The sequence below is a fragment of the Bacteroides sp. GM023 genome (assembly GCF_014750685.1).
GTDB lineage: Bacteria > Bacteroidota > Bacteroidia > Bacteroidales > Bacteroidaceae > Bacteroides.
Map to the genome: position 1 here is coordinate 256,908 of NZ_JAAXGE010000006.1, position 15,615 is coordinate 272,522.

General features: G+C 44.9%; 10 protein-coding genes. 3 read left to right on the forward strand and 7 right to left on the reverse strand.

Annotated elements, in window-relative coordinates; genetic code table 11:
• Window position 1 precedes the first annotated feature (1 nt).
• Genes HC965_RS14705 through HC965_RS14715 form a run of 3 tightly spaced genes read left to right on the forward strand, consistent with a single transcriptional unit; the run spans window position 2 to window position 2,857 of the window.
• The gene (locus tag HC965_RS14705; protein ID WP_191032169.1) at window positions 2-952 is read left to right on the forward strand and encodes an efflux RND transporter periplasmic adaptor subunit; all 951 of its coding nucleotides are present in this window, start codon (window positions 2-4) and stop codon (window positions 950-952) included.
• A 21-nt stretch (window positions 953-973) separates the two neighbouring features.
• Window positions 974-2,041: a sensor histidine kinase gene (locus HC965_RS14710; RefSeq protein WP_191032170.1), complete on the forward strand. Its 1,068-nt coding sequence runs from the start codon at window positions 974-976 to the stop codon at window positions 2,039-2,041.
• An 18-nt stretch (window positions 2,042-2,059) separates the two neighbouring features.
• Window positions 2,060-2,857: a LytTR family DNA-binding domain-containing protein gene (locus HC965_RS14715; RefSeq protein ID WP_191032171.1), complete on the forward strand. Its 798-nt coding sequence runs from the start codon at window positions 2,060-2,062 to the stop codon at window positions 2,855-2,857.
• 117 nt (window positions 2,858-2,974) lie between these two features.
• Here the strand turns inward: HC965_RS14715 and HC965_RS14720 are convergent, their stop codons facing one another.
• The 7 genes from HC965_RS14720 to HC965_RS14750 form a co-directional block, all read right to left on the reverse strand.
• Window positions 2,975-5,302: a GH92 family glycosyl hydrolase gene (locus tag HC965_RS14720; protein WP_191032172.1), complete on the reverse strand. Its 2,328-nt coding sequence runs from the start codon at window positions 5,300-5,302 to the stop codon at window positions 2,975-2,977.
• A gap of 14 nt (window positions 5,303-5,316) precedes the next feature.
• The gene (locus HC965_RS14725; RefSeq protein WP_191032173.1) at window positions 5,317-6,111 is read right to left on the reverse strand and encodes a basic secretory family protein; all 795 of its coding nucleotides are present in this window, start codon (window positions 6,109-6,111) and stop codon (window positions 5,317-5,319) included.
• Between the two features lie 9 nt (window positions 6,112-6,120).
• Entirely contained in the window at window positions 6,121-8,469 is a 2,349-nt protein-coding gene (locus HC965_RS14730; protein WP_191032174.1) for a GH92 family glycosyl hydrolase, read from the reverse strand.
• A gap of 6 nt (window positions 8,470-8,475) precedes the next feature.
• Window positions 8,476-10,767, reverse strand: coding sequence for a GH92 family glycosyl hydrolase (locus HC965_RS14735; protein WP_191032175.1), 2,292 nt, complete (start codon window positions 10,765-10,767; stop codon window positions 8,476-8,478).
• A gap of 76 nt (window positions 10,768-10,843) precedes the next feature.
• Window positions 10,844-12,082: a DUF4302 domain-containing protein gene (locus tag HC965_RS14740; RefSeq protein ID WP_191032176.1), complete on the reverse strand. Its 1,239-nt coding sequence runs from the start codon at window positions 12,080-12,082 to the stop codon at window positions 10,844-10,846.
• Window positions 12,083-12,123: 41 nt separating this feature from the next.
• Window positions 12,124-13,608, reverse strand: a complete 1,485-nt coding sequence (locus HC965_RS14745; RefSeq protein WP_191032177.1) for a C2 family cysteine protease — start codon at window positions 13,606-13,608, stop codon at window positions 12,124-12,126.
• Window positions 13,609-13,644: 36 nt separating this feature from the next.
• Window positions 13,645-15,606 (reverse strand): RagB/SusD family nutrient uptake outer membrane protein, encoded by a 1,962-nt coding sequence (locus HC965_RS14750; RefSeq protein WP_191032178.1) that lies wholly within the window; start codon window positions 15,604-15,606, stop codon window positions 13,645-13,647.
• Window positions 15,607-15,615 lie beyond the last annotated feature (9 nt).

The window sequence follows — 15,615 nt, forward strand, 5'->3', positions numbered from 1 at the left end:
TATGAAGAAGATATTTTATCCCATCCTTTTACTCGCTTTAACAGCTTGTAAGGGAAACCAGCAAACTACGGATAACGAACCCTCTACGGTTTCCGTAACCCCAAGTGCATCAGTTGCCCCAAACACTTCTGTAACAGCAGTTACGGAAGATACGGCAGATACAGCAGGCACTGTCAAACAACCCGAAGTAGATGCCATCACTTCCGCCACCTCTAAACCTAATCAGGTTTCATTCAACGGTCGGATAGTCCTCCCTCCCCAACGCCAAGCAACCGTAGCATTGACAATGGGTGGAGTAGTCAAAAACACCTCTCTACTTCCGGGACAATATATAGCTAAAAACTCCCTCATCGCCACTTTAGAAAATCCGGAGTTCATTACCTTGCAACAGACTTACCTGGACAGTCATGCACAGACAGAATATCTGCTAGCGGAATATGAACGTCAAAAGACTCTTTCTGCCGAACAAGCTGCCTCACAAAAAAAGTTCCAGCAAAGCAAAGCTGACTATCTTTCCATGAAAAGCCGCCAGGATGCTGCTGCCGCACAACTCTCACTTCTAGGCGTCACCCCGGAGACATTGCTGAAGAACGGCATCCGCCCATTGTTGGAAGTGAAAGCCCCTATCAGCGGTTATGCAGCCAATGTAGCTATGAATGTAGGGAAATATATCAATCCGGGAGAAGCACTTTGTGAGATTATCGACAAGAGCACGCCGATGCTCTGCCTGACTACTTACGAAAAAGACCTTGCAGACATACAAGTGGGCAGCCCCGTACAATTCCGTGTCAACGGAATCGGAACGCAAACATTTAACGGTACCGTAGTCTCCATCGGACAAAAAGTAGACGAAACCAACCGTTCACTCGAAGTTTATTCTTCCATCAAGGAGACGAATGCACAATTCCGACCGGGAATGTATGTCACAGCGCATATTCTGAAAAACAATTAAAATTTCTCCTATCTTTGCACTATGATAGTAAAAGCAATAAAGAAAGATAAATATGTACTTTCCACAGTCATCATCTCTTTGGCGGTGGCTGTGCTTATCCATTTCCCGGAATCCGTCTCTCTGTTTGACCGCTTCGAGAGTCATTCCCTATTCCCCGGAATGAAGTTTATGGATGTAGCAAATGAAATACTTTTTACTTTCCTGTCCTTACTCCTGCTCTTTGCCATCAATACACGCCTGTTCCATTTCAATCAATCCTCTATCAAGATTACGGGAACAAAGATTCTGCTCTCTTTCGTACTGACATGGATATTGAGTAATCTGTTGGGACAAGTCTTTGTCTTCCTGCACAAAACATTTGACATTCCTGCCATTGACGCGATGGTACACCACTATCTGCACCCGTTGAGGGATTTTATCATGGCGTGTCTTGTCACCAGCAGTTGCTATATCATCCACCTGATATACCGCCAACAGCAGGTACTCATCGAAAATGAACAACTTCAGGCAGAAAATATCCGTAACCAATATGAGGTGTTGAAGAATCAGCTCAACCCGCATATGCTATTCAACTCATTGAATACCTTGCGTTCATTAGTACGTGAGAATCAAGACAAAGCCCAGGATTATATACAGGAGCTTTCCCGCGTACTACGATATACCCTGCAAAGCAACGAATCACAAAGTGTCAGTCTCCGGGAAGAGATGGAATTTGCTTCCGCTTATATCTTCCTCTTAAAGATGCGTTTTGAAAACAACTTGCAGTTCGATATGCAGATAGATAAGGCGTACGAAGACTACCACCTTCCGCCGATGGCTGTGCAAGTCTTGATTGAGAATGCCGTAAAGCACAACGAAATCAGCAACCGGAAACCTCTGACTATCCACATCATGACAGATGAAAATGGTTACTTATCTATCAGCAACGATATTCAACCCAAATGGACTGCCACCCCCGGAACAGGTATCGGACTGGCAAATCTAGCCAAGAGATACCGGCTCCTGTTCAAGCAAGAGATACAAATCACGGAGGATAAAGAGTTTACCGTTTGTATTCCCCTGATTGATGAAGCACAACAAAAACAGTGATTTATAGATAAAAGCACCATGAAGACTGTCATTATAGAAGACGAAAAAGCAGCAGTACGCAATCTTACCTCATTACTCAATGAAGTAAAACCGGACGCGGAAATCGCGACCGTGCTGGATAGCATCAGCTCCACTATCGAATGGTTCGGTTCTCATCCGATGCCGGATTTAATATTTATGGATATTCACCTGGCAGACGGTTCGGCCTTCGAGATATTCAATCATATCAGTATCACTTGTCCTATTATCTTTACCACCGCCTATGACGAGTATGCCTTACGGGCTTTCAAAGTGAACAGCATCGACTATCTGCTGAAACCTATCGGCAAGGAAGATATAGAACACGCTTTCGCCAAACTGGGAAACTTACAAGACACCGTTGACCTCAACAATCAACACTCCCGCAACTCATCACGTCAGGAAGAAGAATTACTCCAACTTTTCCATTCCCTCAAAAGACAGGAGAACTATAAGACACACTTTCTCATCCCAATGAAAGGAGACAAGCTACTGCCTGTCTCCGTAGATATGATACAATTATTTTATATCAAAGATTGCCAGGTTAAAGCTGTCTTAACCGACGGCACAGAATATAACTTTACCCAAACACTGGACGAACTCACCGACTGTCTCAACCCCAGCCTCTTCTTCCGTGCCAACCGCCAATATCTAGTATCGCGGGAAGCCATCAAAGACATTGATTTATGGTTCAACAGCCGGTTATCCATCAATGTGCACTATTCAGGAATCAAGGAAAAGATTCTGGTCAGCAAGGCACGGGTGGCGGAGTTCAAAGAGTGGTTTTCCGGGAAATAGTAACTAGCCCACCGACCCGTTATTTGTTTCCCGGTGTGAAACAAAGTGTTCGACACCGAGAAACAAAGTGTTTCTCACCGAGGAACAGAGTGTTTCAAGGCATGAAACAAATTCCAGTCAATGGTACTTCATCGTTTTCCCCGGAAGAGACAGTGAAGGAGCTACTGAATCATCAGATATGGCACGCTTATAATTCGGCTTATTACTCATCACAAAACGTAACTTCACGCCATCACGGACATCTTCGTATTTCAGATAGGATTTGTCATACTTCTTACCATTGACATACAATTCCTTCACATAAACATTCTTCGGCGACCAGTTATCGGCTGTCATTTCAATCAATTTACCATTGCTCATCCGGACAGAAATTGCTTTCACACAAGGAGAACCGATATTATACATATTGCTGGAAGGAGCAATCGGATAAAAACCGATACAGTTGAACATATACCATGCCGACATCTGCCCGCAATCATCATTCCCGCTCAATGCATCCGGCGTATCACCATAGAAGCGCTCTACAATAGTACGCACCCACTTCTGACATTTCCAGGGTTCTTTCAAATAATTATAAAGATAAGCTACGTGATGACATGGCTCATTCCCATGCCAATAAGCACCGATACGTCCCTGAATATCATGTGCTCCCGGAATATCATCCGGCAATTCCACAGTGAACAGTTCATCCAACCGGGTACGGAACCAGTCTTCACCGGCTTCATTGATATACCCCTGCACATCCTGCGGTACGGTCCATGTATATTGCACGGTAAATCCTTCCGTTATATCCCCCCATCCATGTACGGAACCAGGGCCCTGATAGGCTACCGGGGTAAACGGTGTTCGCCAGTTTCCTTTGCTGTCACGACCACGCATGTACTTTGTTTCAGGGTCAATCAATGTCTGATAAGAAAGGGCACGATTCAGGAAATAACCGTAATCGTCGTCTTTACCCAAAGCCTTGGCAGCCTGCGCGATACAATAATCATCATACGCATATTCCAATGTTTTCGACACCGATTCCGCTTCTTTATCAAAAGGAACATACCCCATAGCACGGTATTCCGGCAAACAGTCATAGTTCGGATTCATCGCCGTGGTCTTCATAGCTTCGTATGCACGCTCATAGTCAAAACCTTTCACTCCTTTTACTATCATATCCGCCAACACGGAAACAGCATGGTATCCAATCATACACCAAGTTTCATTCCCGTAAAACGACCAGATAGGGAGCATTTTCTCTACGCTCTTATCATAATGCGCCAGCATTGAATTGGCAATATTCGCATTTACTTCCTGCTGAACCAGATTGAACCAGGGATGTAAGGCACGATACGTATCCCAAAGGGAAAATACCGTATAGTTAGTGAAGCCTTCAGCCTTCTCTATATTCTTATCCAATCCACGAAACTGTCCGTCTGCATCTTGAAAAATGAAAGGATGCAATGCGGCATGATAGGCCGATGTGTAAAACGTTCTCTTCGTTTTGTTATCAGCGGTCAGAGTATATTTGCCAAGTTCCTTTTCCCAAAGTTCTTCACCTTTTGCTTTCAAGTCGTCGAAAGACAGGCCATCCAACTCTTTTATATTATTCTTTGCGCCGTTTGTGCTGACTGCCGAGATTGCAGTTTTTACAATTACTTCCTCACCTGCCTTAGTATCAAAAGAGATACAAGCCATCAGATTCTTCCCCCAAGCCTCGTAGCAACTACGGAAACGAGATGTATTATAAATCACCGGTTTCTTGTCCTGTGTGAAACGCAGTCCGGTCAACTTTTTAGAGAAAGTAGCCGTAAAATACACATGACGTTCCGGTCCCCAACCTTTTACCAATTTATACCCGGTGATAGTAGAGTCATTTTCCATACGTAGATTGGCCCATTCGCAAGTTTGCCACAATGTATGGTTCATATCAATCATGATAAATGCTTTTTTCGACTCCGGATAAGTAAAGCGAAACATACCGCTGCGCACTCCCGAAGCCATTTCAGCTTTCACTCCATAATCCGCCAATTCTACCGCATAATAGTTGGGGGAAGCCCACTCTTTCTCATGCGAATAACGCGAACTATATCCCTTGTCCGGTTCCTCATGTGTACCCGGTTCCAGTTTCATTTCTCCCGTTCCCGGGATAAACAGGAAGTCACCCAAATCAGGGATACCTGTTCCGCTTAAATGCGTCAGGCTGAATCCCAACAGTGTGGGATGTTTATATTTATAGCCTGATGCGGCATCATAGTACTTACTATCCGTATCCGGACTCATCTGGATACCTCCGAAAGGAATCTGTGCGCCCGGATAGACATTTCCATACCCGTCCGTTCCCACAAATGGATTCACATAATCAATCAGTCTTTCAGTTTGAGCCATGCCCGGCAAAATCATACTTACCAGACACGACCAAACCAAAAACAATCTCTTCTTACCCATTACACTCACCATATTTATCTACATTATTAAGCTTGTATATCCCCTACTGCAACCTGATACTCATGCCACAATTCATCAATACTGCATTCCTTTCCCAAGATATGTTTGATAGCCCCGTCAAACGACCACGGAACAACTTCCAATGTACTCCGGTTGAATTTACGCAAGAACTCCGAATCCTTATTATCACGCAGCCAAACAAAGAAATAACCTGCCGTACGGTATCCGTCCATATAATTTCCACCTTTCGGACGGGCATTCGGGCCCTCGAAACCACCGTTGGCCACACGCACGGCATCTGCCATACCTTCAATAAATGCCCAAAACACACGGTTAGTACCGTAAGAGCCAACGCCCTGAGGTTCCAGTTGGTACGCATGTGTCAATTCATGCAACAGTACACCCCGCGTTTCAAAGAACAGCTTCGCAGTATCATTCGCGGCAAACGATTTCTCAATATGACGGGTGCTATAGAAAATAGTAACATCGCCGTCACCACCGCCTTTGGCAGAGACACCCTCGATATCCTCCAGCGTATAATGAATCTTGTTTACAGCAGGTATACTATCTTCCGGCGAATCGTAAAGGGTAGCCAGCACCACACGGGCCTGCTCCTTTATATAAGATTCAGCATCGGGAATAATCCGGTGATAAATATCCGAGCCTTCCGTTTGGGGAGCTTTGTCTTCAAACAGGATAGTTCCCACGTTATACTTCCCCCAGGCGTCGGCAGCAACTTCCGTCCGGCTCTTCTGGGTGGCCGAGCAGGCTCCCATGCCTGCCAACAGGCAGGCAGCATATAGTAAATGTCTCTTTTTCATATGTTCCTTCTATTTTTGATTAATACCGTTTGTCAATGAATAAGGCTTGTCTTCAGCAGCCAGCCCGCGCCGTTTATCCGGTGAGGACGACATCTTAAATTCCAGGACTCCGCCGTTCAGGATATCTTTATGCGTGATATACAGTTTCTCATACGTTTTCCCATTCAGTTTCAGCGACTGCACATAGCGTTTTTTATCGCTCACGCCCGGAGCTTTTATTTCCAGGGTATTGCCATTGGGAAGTTTTAGCTTCAGGTAAGGCAGATACGGTGCTCCCAGCACATACTGGTCGGTGCCCGGGCAGACAGGGTAAAAGCCCATCACGGAGAAAAGATACCATGCGGACATCTGTCCGCAATCATCATTACCACCCAGCCCGTTTATATCGTTCCGGTACATCTTGTTTAAGATTTCGCGCAACCAGTATTGGGTTTTCCAGGGCTGGGAAGTCCATGCATAAAGATAAGGGATGTGATGACTCGGTTCGTTGCCATGTACATAGCCACCGACCAGACATTCGTCTGTTATATCCTCATTATGCTCATAATATTCTTCCGGCAGGTGCATGGAAAACAGTTTGTCCAGTTTGTCCACAAACACTTTGTCACCGCCCATCAGGTCCATCATACCAAAGACATCATGCGGTACATGGAAAGAGAAGTTCCAAGAGTTACCTTCAATAAAGCCTTCGCCATAAGTCTGCAACACATCAAACTCTTTCTTAAACGAGCCGTCACTGTAACGGGGACGGGCAAAGCCAATCGCAGTATCATAGATATTGCGGTAGTTAAGGGCACGTTTCCGATAGGTTTCCGCTATTTCCATTTTGCCGGAGTTCAAGGCCGTCTGATAAATCGTCCAGTCATCATACGCATATTCCAGTGTGGAGGAAGCGGCCGTGCCGCTTTTATCCAACGGAATATAACCCAGTTTCATATAGTCCGCCAACCCTTCATAATAAGGGACGGTAGAGGTGCTGACCATCGCGGCCAGGGCTTCGTCCGTATTTGAAAAGACTCCCTTGGCAATGGCGTCCGCCAATACCGACACGGAGTGATAGCCGCTCATACACCAGTTCTCATTTCCCATCATGCTCCACACGGGCAACATTCCGTGTACGCTCTGTTGTTCATGCTTAATCATTGATTCAACCATGTCGGCGTTACGCTCCGGTTTTATCAGGTTCAGGAACGGGTGTTCCGCACGGTATGTATCCCAAAGGGAGAAGATTGTGTAATTGGTGAATCCTTCCGCCTGATGGATATTGTGGTCCAGCCCACGATATTGTCCGTCCACGTCCATATATACAGACGGGTTAATCATCGTATGATAGAGCGAGGTATAAAGCATGGCTTTCTGGTCGGCGGTGCCTTCCACTTCAAAATGGTCCAGTTCTGTATTCCAGTCCGTACGGGCGGCGTCCGCCAGTTGTTCAAAGCTCTTGCCCGATGCTTCCGCGCGCAGATTTTTGACGGCACCTTCCGTGCTGACAGCCGAAAGAGCCACTTTCACAACCAGTTCGGGTTCTTCAGCCGTATCGAAATGGAAGTAGGCTACAATCTTGCGCCCTGTGATTTCGGGGAAGTTCTTCTCCATGTTGAAACGACGCCAGAAACCGTTGTACAGGACCTTTTCCTTATCCTTATAGCCATACTCCCTGATTGGTTGTGACAGGGAAATAGCAAAGTAAGTATAGTTGGTTCTGGCCCATCCGTTGGTTATCCGGTAGCCTGTCAGCAAAGTATCGTTCTCTACCCGCAGGTTTGCCCATAGTACCTTACCGTCGTAATTGTAGATGCCATGTGCCAGGTCCAGAATCAGATGTCCGTCTTTTCCTTTCGGGAAAGAATATTTATGTATGCCCGTTCGCTGGGTGGCGGTTAGTTGGGCCTTAATCCCGTAATCGTCCAGCATCACTTCATAATAGCCGGGAGCGGCTTTTTCCGTAGCATGGCTGAAACGGGAGCGATACCCTTCATCCGGGTGTTCAGCCCTACCGGGATTCAGCTTCAGTTCGCCTATGGCAGGCATCAGCATTATATCTCCCAAATCCGAGTGTCCCGTACCGCTAAGATGCGTATGGCTGAAACCAACAATCGTCTTATCCCGATACTGATAGCCGGCACAATATTCGTAGGCATTCTTCTGATAGGTTCCGTTTATATTATGGGGGATTGTGTCTGTATCAGGGCTCAGTTGCACCCATCCGAAAGGCGTGCAGGCACCGGGAAAAGTATGCCCCATCCCATTCGTACCGATAATCGGATTAACGTAGTCCACCGGTTGTTGGGCCATAGCGGACGACAGTGCAACCACCGCCATAACTATCCATCCTATTGTCTTCTTGATGTTATCCATATCTGTTTATTTTTGGTCGCGGGAGAAAGAATACGGATAATCGGATTCATTGACACCTCTCCTTTCATTGGGCTGGCTGTCCATATCAAATACCAGTCGTCCGCCTTTCAATAATTCAAAATGATTCAGATAATTCTTTGTATAGTTCTTGCCATTATAATTCAATGAACGGATATAGCGGTTATCATCGCTGTTTTTAGGAGCGGAGATTTCCAGCTTCTTGCCATTCTCCAGTGTGATGGTCGCTTTCCTGAAGTAAGGGGCACCCACCACATATTCGTTGCTGCCCGGACATACAGGATAGAAGCCCAGTGCGGTAAACACATACCAGGCGGAAGTCTGTCCGTTATCTTCATCACCGCAATAACCATCCGGTGTGGCAAAGTACAGGCGGGTCATCACTTCGCGCAGCCAGTATTGTGCTTTCCAGGGTTCGCCGGCGTAATTATACAGATAAATCATGTGCTGGATAGGCTGGTTACCATGCGCATAGTTGCCCATATTGGCTATTTCCATCTCACGGATTTCATGGATCACCCCACCATAGTAGCTGTCGTCAAATACAGGCGGAAGACTAAACACGGAATCGAGCATACTGACAAACATTTTTCTGCCGCCCATCAGGTCAACCAATCCCTGCACGTCATGGAATACCGACCAGGTATAATGCCAGCTGTTCCCTTCGGTAAAGGCGTCTCCCCATTTAAATGGATTGAAGGGTGCCTGGAAAGTACCGTCGGCATTCTTGCCGCGCATCAACTTCGTTTCCGGGTCAAACAGATTCCGGTAGTTCTGACTTCTCTTCTTATAAAGTTCCAGCTCTTCTGCCGGACGTCCAAGTTTTTCACCCATACGGTAGATGCACCAGTCGTCATAAGCATATTCCAGTGTACGTGCCGCATTCTCATTGATTTTCACATCATAAGGCACATATCCAAGTTTATTATAATATTCGTATCCGCGACGACCGGTAGTAGAAACTCTCGGATGTACGCTATTGGCACCTACCAGCAGGCCTTCATACATCGCCATCGCATCCGCCTTAGTGACATTCTTCATAAAAGCATCTGCCACCACCGAGGCTGAGTTATTGCCGACCATGCATCCTCTGTGTCCCGGACTAGCCCATTCGGGGAAGAAACCACTCTCTTGATATGTATTCAGCAAGCCCTCTTGCATCTTCTCACCCATAGAAGGATATACAAGATTGACAAATGGGAAAAGACAACGGAACGTATCCCAAAATCCAGTATCAGTAAACATGTATCCCGGACGAACTTCGCCATTGTAAGGACTATAATGGACTGTTTCACCTTTGGCGTTTACCTCATAGAACATACGGGGGAAAAGTACGGAACGATATAGGCAGGAATAGAATGTGCGCATACGGTTTTCGTCGCTGTCTTCTATTTTGATGCGCCCGAGTACATCATTCCAGGACTTGCGTCCGGCTTCTTTAGTTTGTTCAAATGTCTTTTTACCAATTTCCTTCAGGTTCAGTTCAGCCTGTTCGGGACTGATAAAGGAAGAAGCAACTCTGGCATGTACCTGTTCGCCTTTCTTCGTCGCAAAACCGATAGCCGCCCCTACATGATTGGATTGTAATTCCAAATGTTTCTCTACTAGGTGATAGTCAGCCCATACTTTATTGAACGTGAAAGACTTGTCGAACTCTATCACGAAATAGTTTCTGAAATTCTGAGGAACGCCACCACTGTTGCGGGTCGTATATCCGACTATCTTATTTTCTTCGGGAATCACCTTCACATACGAGCCTCGGTCGAAAGCATCTATCACAACATAGGCATCCTTTGTTTCGGGGAAAGTAAAACGGAAATAAGCACAACGTTCCGTAGGGGTGATTTCCGTTGTCATGTTATATTCTGACAGGTAAACACTGTAATAATAAGGGGTTGCCTTTTCTGACTTATGAGAAAACCAGCTGGCACGTTGTTCTTGGTCTATCTTCAATTTACCGGTTACTGGCATAATTGAAAACTGTCCGTAATCGTTAATCCATGGACTGGGCTGGTGGGTTTGCTTGAAACCACGGATTTTATCCGAAGCATAAGTGTATGCCCAACCATCTCCCATTTTTCCAGTCTGTGGCATCCAAAAGTTCATGCCCCATGGCAATGCGATGGCAGGATAGGTATTCCCGTTCGATAATGATATTTTGGAATCTGTGCCCATCAAGGGATTGACGTAGTCAACAGGCTGCTTCTGTGTCTGTGCAAAGAGAAAAGAGGTTCCCAGCAATAAGGCAGTTCCAAGGGATAATAGTTTCTGTTTATTCATGGCTTAAAAGTTAAAATTATAAAGCAAGAAAGAGATTCTTCCGTTCTCTTTCCTGCTTTACTCAATCAAGAATTAATTATTGTTTCATTCTGAACCATTGTTCACCTGTAGCACTGAGAACATACACCATTTTGTTGTCATCATCATAAGTCCAATAGAGGCCTTCATTTGAGCTACAGAACGACAAAAATTTCTCATAATCCCGTTCTACAATAGCATAGTCAGCCGGATTGTTGTTCCATCCGAGCAGGTCATAGATTTCTCCCCACTGAATGAAGATACGACCGGTCTCATCATTTGCCGTCACAGAGGGTTTGATACCAATATATGAACCCATGCCGTTCCATGGACATGCTACCAGGTTTCTCGGAGTACGATCATCAAATTCCACACCGGCATGAAAGACTCCTTTGAAATCTCCATGGATTTCATTCTGATCGACAACATGCGTTTTCCAACTGCCAGCAGTATACCATGCTACAATATCAGATGCCTTCCGGGTATCACATACCACACTGGCGTTGTTTGTTCTGATTTCACCACTCAGGTAGTTGTAATAGAACTTATTTAAAGTTATTCCGTCTATCGTCACATTATTACTGAATGTCAACACAGCATCCTCATCGCCAGTAGTATCAATTGTCATCGGATATTCCATATGTTTCACCACACCGCCGACAATGGCAGATACTTTCACGTTCCAATGATCTTCCTCATCACAAACAATCAGATAATGCGCCATGAAAGCGGATGATTCTTTGCGGAACACACCATTGTTCAACTCACTTTTGAGTAAGTCCAAAGCTTGTTCTTTCCGATAGGCAATGATAGCCAGTCGTTTATTTTCTTTGGCCTGTTGTAGCTCTGCGGTAGTAACGGGAAGTAGAATCATCGTTTTTCCATACGTCTTCCCCGTTGCAGTAATCTTCGAATCCGAATAATCTGTAATGACAAAGGTGTTTTCCTGATTCTGTTTCAGATATTTCATCATACCTTCATTAGACATCTTCAGCAGCACGACTTTCTCTCCATTGAAATCAAAATAATAATCAGCTTCCGTTGCAGACTCCAATATACTCTCATCCGAGTCGGAAGCTACAGCTCCATCCTTAGTAAACTGAAAGTAAAAAGTAGTATTCTCGTAAGTCATTTTCCAACCGTCAGCCGAGCATAGCAATTCTTTCACTTCCGAAGGGCGCAATCGTTCCTCATTCATCATCCCTTCATTCTCCCAGTCTTTCCAAACATCCGTCATGCCACAGCCGGTTAAAGCTACCATACACAACGACATTAGTATATAAGTTAAGTTTTTCATACTTTCATCTTTCTTTTTTAATATACAATGCGATTACTTTCTCAATACACAGGAGGGATATATGGTTGCAATGAACTCATACCTGATTCGGAGGCTATTCCCGGTTCGATAATACGAAGGTCGATTGTCGGTGGTATAACGCCATCGTTAGGTATATTCAGTACCCCATCTTCCTTTCTACCCTCACTGTTGTTTCCCCATGGATTACGCATTGAGAACAAAGCCGAAGCATCCGTAGAGTACATCATAGTAAAGGCATGCCCCGTCACCGTTGCCAAGGTGCCTACCGGCAGATCGTTTATATTAAATCCACCTACCACGATTTTACCTCGATTCATAGAGACTTCCACTGCGCGTGTCATTTCTTTAGCGGTCAGTTTGCCTGGTGAGAAAGCAAAGCTCTCACCATTACCGGTGAAAAGAGGAGCCACATGCTCACTGCCAATTCCACCGATGTCCGGGTTCACCTTATAAATGTAGTTCCATTTCATTATTGCCTTTTCGAGGATAGTAGCCCAGGTAATCTGATTGTTCTTACCCGTTACGGCTCCAATGTTTCCATTATTATCGGCAAGTAACTTAGAAGAGACAGTGACTTTCACCTCTTTTCCCTGCGGGTCGAACATAGACACCGTGTAAGTCTGGTTATTATTATCCTTAATGAGTGACTTCACGAAATCAGGATATATATAAGCCATAGAAGCAAATACAGCCAATGCGGAACAGTCACCGATACCATGTTGATTGACATCTGCTGGCAATGGCGTCCCGTAAGGATAAAGATTCTCTACCGTGAAGTTTGTCCACTTCAGTCCGGCTGCAGAACTCAGAGTATTCGGTTCATTCGTAGCGTCCTTGAGCCATTCCTTATCATCATCGGTCGTGATATGTTTGTTCGCATAATGGTTTCCCATCGGTGTGGTTGCATCAAATGTACTTCCACTCGACAAATCCATTAAATCATCAATATTGTCATATACAATACCTTTCAGCACCCATTCTGCTATTTGGGTAGAAGTTCCCCCACCATTGGCTTCTACTGACAAGCGGTAGTAGCGGTAAGTGCCGCTATTTTCAAATTCATATTCCTTTGTTTGCTGCCTTTCCGCAAAAGTCTGGTTCACCTGTTTATCCAACTGAACCCATTTTTTATTGTCTTCTGAAGCATATAGTGTCCAAGACTTCGGATCTTTCTCCTGAGTATCCGAACCTGATGTCAGAGAGTAATAATTGACAGCAAGGCTTTTGTTTCCATTCCAAGTTAGATAGAACTGACTGTGATACGTTATATAACTTGTACTTTTGTCATTATCCACCAACTTACATACATCGGCGCCTACCGGAGAATCCTTATATTGTGAAAGTACCACTCCGGAAGAAGGCATATTTTGATTGCCTTCCTCAAGTACCCAATAGGGAAAAGTATCCGGACCTGTCTCATCATCATCCGAACAGCCGGAAAACAATCCGAGTGGAAGTATCAAGGCAGAATAAACTGCTATTTTCTTTATATCTATAGATTTCATTATTCTTTCTATTTAAGAGTTAATCAAAACAGGATATCATTTTTCCGGTTCGGCAGCCGCCCAACCATAATTCTGTACCATCTTCGGATTACGACGGATTTCATTATCCGGAATCGGGAAAAGATAATGACGTTTAGCAAATACCCGGGTTCCAGTCACCACTTTTTCAAAGAACTGGGGTGGGTCGGCTTTCGCATTCATTCCGTGGATTTCACCACCTTCACCACCTTTATGGTAAGCCGGATAAATCCAGTCGTCACCTACTGCCATATCTGCCACTTTCCAACGACGAACATCGAAATAACGGTTCCATTCGTAAGACAATTCAATCAGACGTTCACGGCGGATACGTTTATCCACATCATTACGGTTTTCCGGATAAGTAATATAATTCAGTCCGTTAACATCTTTACCACCTGCGTTGCCATATCCCGGCACACCGGCACGGGCACGCACTTCATTTATCATTTTCATCGCTTCTCCATACTGTCCGCAAGCACTCAATGTTTCAGCATATCCCAAATACATATCAGCCAGACGAAGCAAATTAGCACAATGTTTTCCTGCATTCCTATCCATAGGAGCCATCTTACGTACACCGTATCCTTCCAGCGGGGAGTCATGGCCGGCTTTGTTATAACCCGAATTTCCATTTACATTCAATTCTGTCGTAATCTTACCGGCATTGGTAGCAGCATTTATCCAAGTAGAACCATTGAACGTGACACAAACATAGAAACGAGCTTCGCGATTAGCCCACTGTTTCAAAGTTTTGTTAGAATTGTTCAGGAAATAGTTAGTACTGCTATTCTGTGGATTATTGTAATCACTTCCACCGAAGAATTCGGAAGTAGGTATCCCTGTATATTCTTTGTAATCAGTGTCATCTACAGTACGAAGTCCTTTATCTGTATAGAACAAGTCCACCATTTCCTGAGTTGTTCCGAATCCCAAACCACCCCTTACTGAACTATCATCCAATTGTCCGTGATAAGGAGTCAGCTCATAGGTATGATCACCGTGATCGGCTAGGCGAATAAAAATCTGTTCATCATTGCTCGCATAGTTCACTCCCGAAGTCACCTGACGGTAAGACTCATAGAAATCCACTTCACCGTTGTTCATTACTTTATGTAAACTGTAAGAACTTGGAACAAACGTATTGAAGAATTCTTCGTAAGCCTTGCGGGCATTGTCCCATTTCTCCTGTTCTTTCGACGTATCCTGCGGGAAAAGCTGTTTTCCATCTGTATTCACAATTTCAGCATAGTCTTTATTGCAGTTGAACAACGGACTGGCTGCGTAAAGCAGAAGCTTTGCCCTGAATGCCTTACATGCTCCCCGGTCAAAACGGCCAAGGTTTGTGCCGTCATACTTCACCGGAAGGTCTGCCGCTGCCTTGTCGAACTCATTAGCAATATAGTCCACACATTCATCTACTGAATTACGTTCTTTCAGCAATTCGTCCAACGGAGTATCCAGTTCCAGTGCATCTTCGCCAAGAATTACAACCGGCCCGTAAGAACGGAATAACAAGAAATAATAATAAGCTCTCAAAGCTCTGGCTTGCGCTTTCCACACTAAACGGTCGGTAGCGGTAGCTTCCGCACATCGGTCTACATTGGCAATAAACGTACTGGCCTTGGAAATGCCTCTGTAATATTGGATATACCAATAATTTATCCAACTGGAAGAAGCATACACAGTACCTGCCCCCCACTCGTTACTAATATGCCATGACCACGTAACATCCGTTTCTAGCGAACCTGCACTCCATATGCCGCCCATGTTGTTGCCATTGTTCGGCCAGCGTTCACGTGTCTCGTCAGGAACATAGCTATATACATTGTTCAAATACTGTTCAGTCTTCTGTTTATTGACAAAAGTTCCATCCAAGTCATATTGTTCCCCGGGAATGGAGTCGAAAAAGTCGTTGCATGAACAGAGCCCGCCTATCATCGACAGTGCCAAAGCTCCTATTTTAAATATATTTTTCATCTGATGTCT

Excerpts from the sequence above, each read along its gene's own strand:
- HC965_RS14705 (WP_191032169.1), top strand. The coding sequence starts at position 2 with ATGAAGAAGATATTTTATCCCATCCTTTTACTCGCTTTAACAGCTTGT.
- HC965_RS14735 (WP_191032175.1), bottom strand. The coding sequence starts at position 10,767 with ATGAATAAACAGAAACTATTATCCCTTGGAACTGCCTTATTGCTGGGA.
- HC965_RS14720 (WP_191032172.1), bottom strand. The coding sequence starts at position 5,302 with ATGGTGAGTGTAATGGGTAAGAAGAGATTGTTTTTGGTTTGGTCGTGT.
- HC965_RS14725 (WP_191032173.1), bottom strand. The coding sequence starts at position 6,111 with ATGAAAAAGAGACATTTACTATATGCTGCCTGCCTGTTGGCAGGCATG.
- HC965_RS14750 (WP_191032178.1), bottom strand. The coding sequence starts at position 15,606 with ATGAAAAATATATTTAAAATAGGAGCTTTGGCACTGTCGATGATAGGC.
- HC965_RS14740 (WP_191032176.1), bottom strand. The coding sequence starts at position 12,082 with ATGAAAAACTTAACTTATATACTAATGTCGTTGTGTATGGTAGCTTTA.
- HC965_RS14715 (WP_191032171.1), top strand. The coding sequence starts at position 2,060 with ATGAAGACTGTCATTATAGAAGACGAAAAAGCAGCAGTACGCAATCTT.
- HC965_RS14710 (WP_191032170.1), top strand. The coding sequence starts at position 974 with ATGATAGTAAAAGCAATAAAGAAAGATAAATATGTACTTTCCACAGTC.
- HC965_RS14730 (WP_191032174.1), bottom strand. The coding sequence starts at position 8,469 with ATGGATAACATCAAGAAGACAATAGGATGGATAGTTATGGCGGTGGTT.
- HC965_RS14745 (WP_191032177.1), bottom strand. The coding sequence starts at position 13,608 with ATGAAATCTATAGATATAAAGAAAATAGCAGTTTATTCTGCCTTGATA.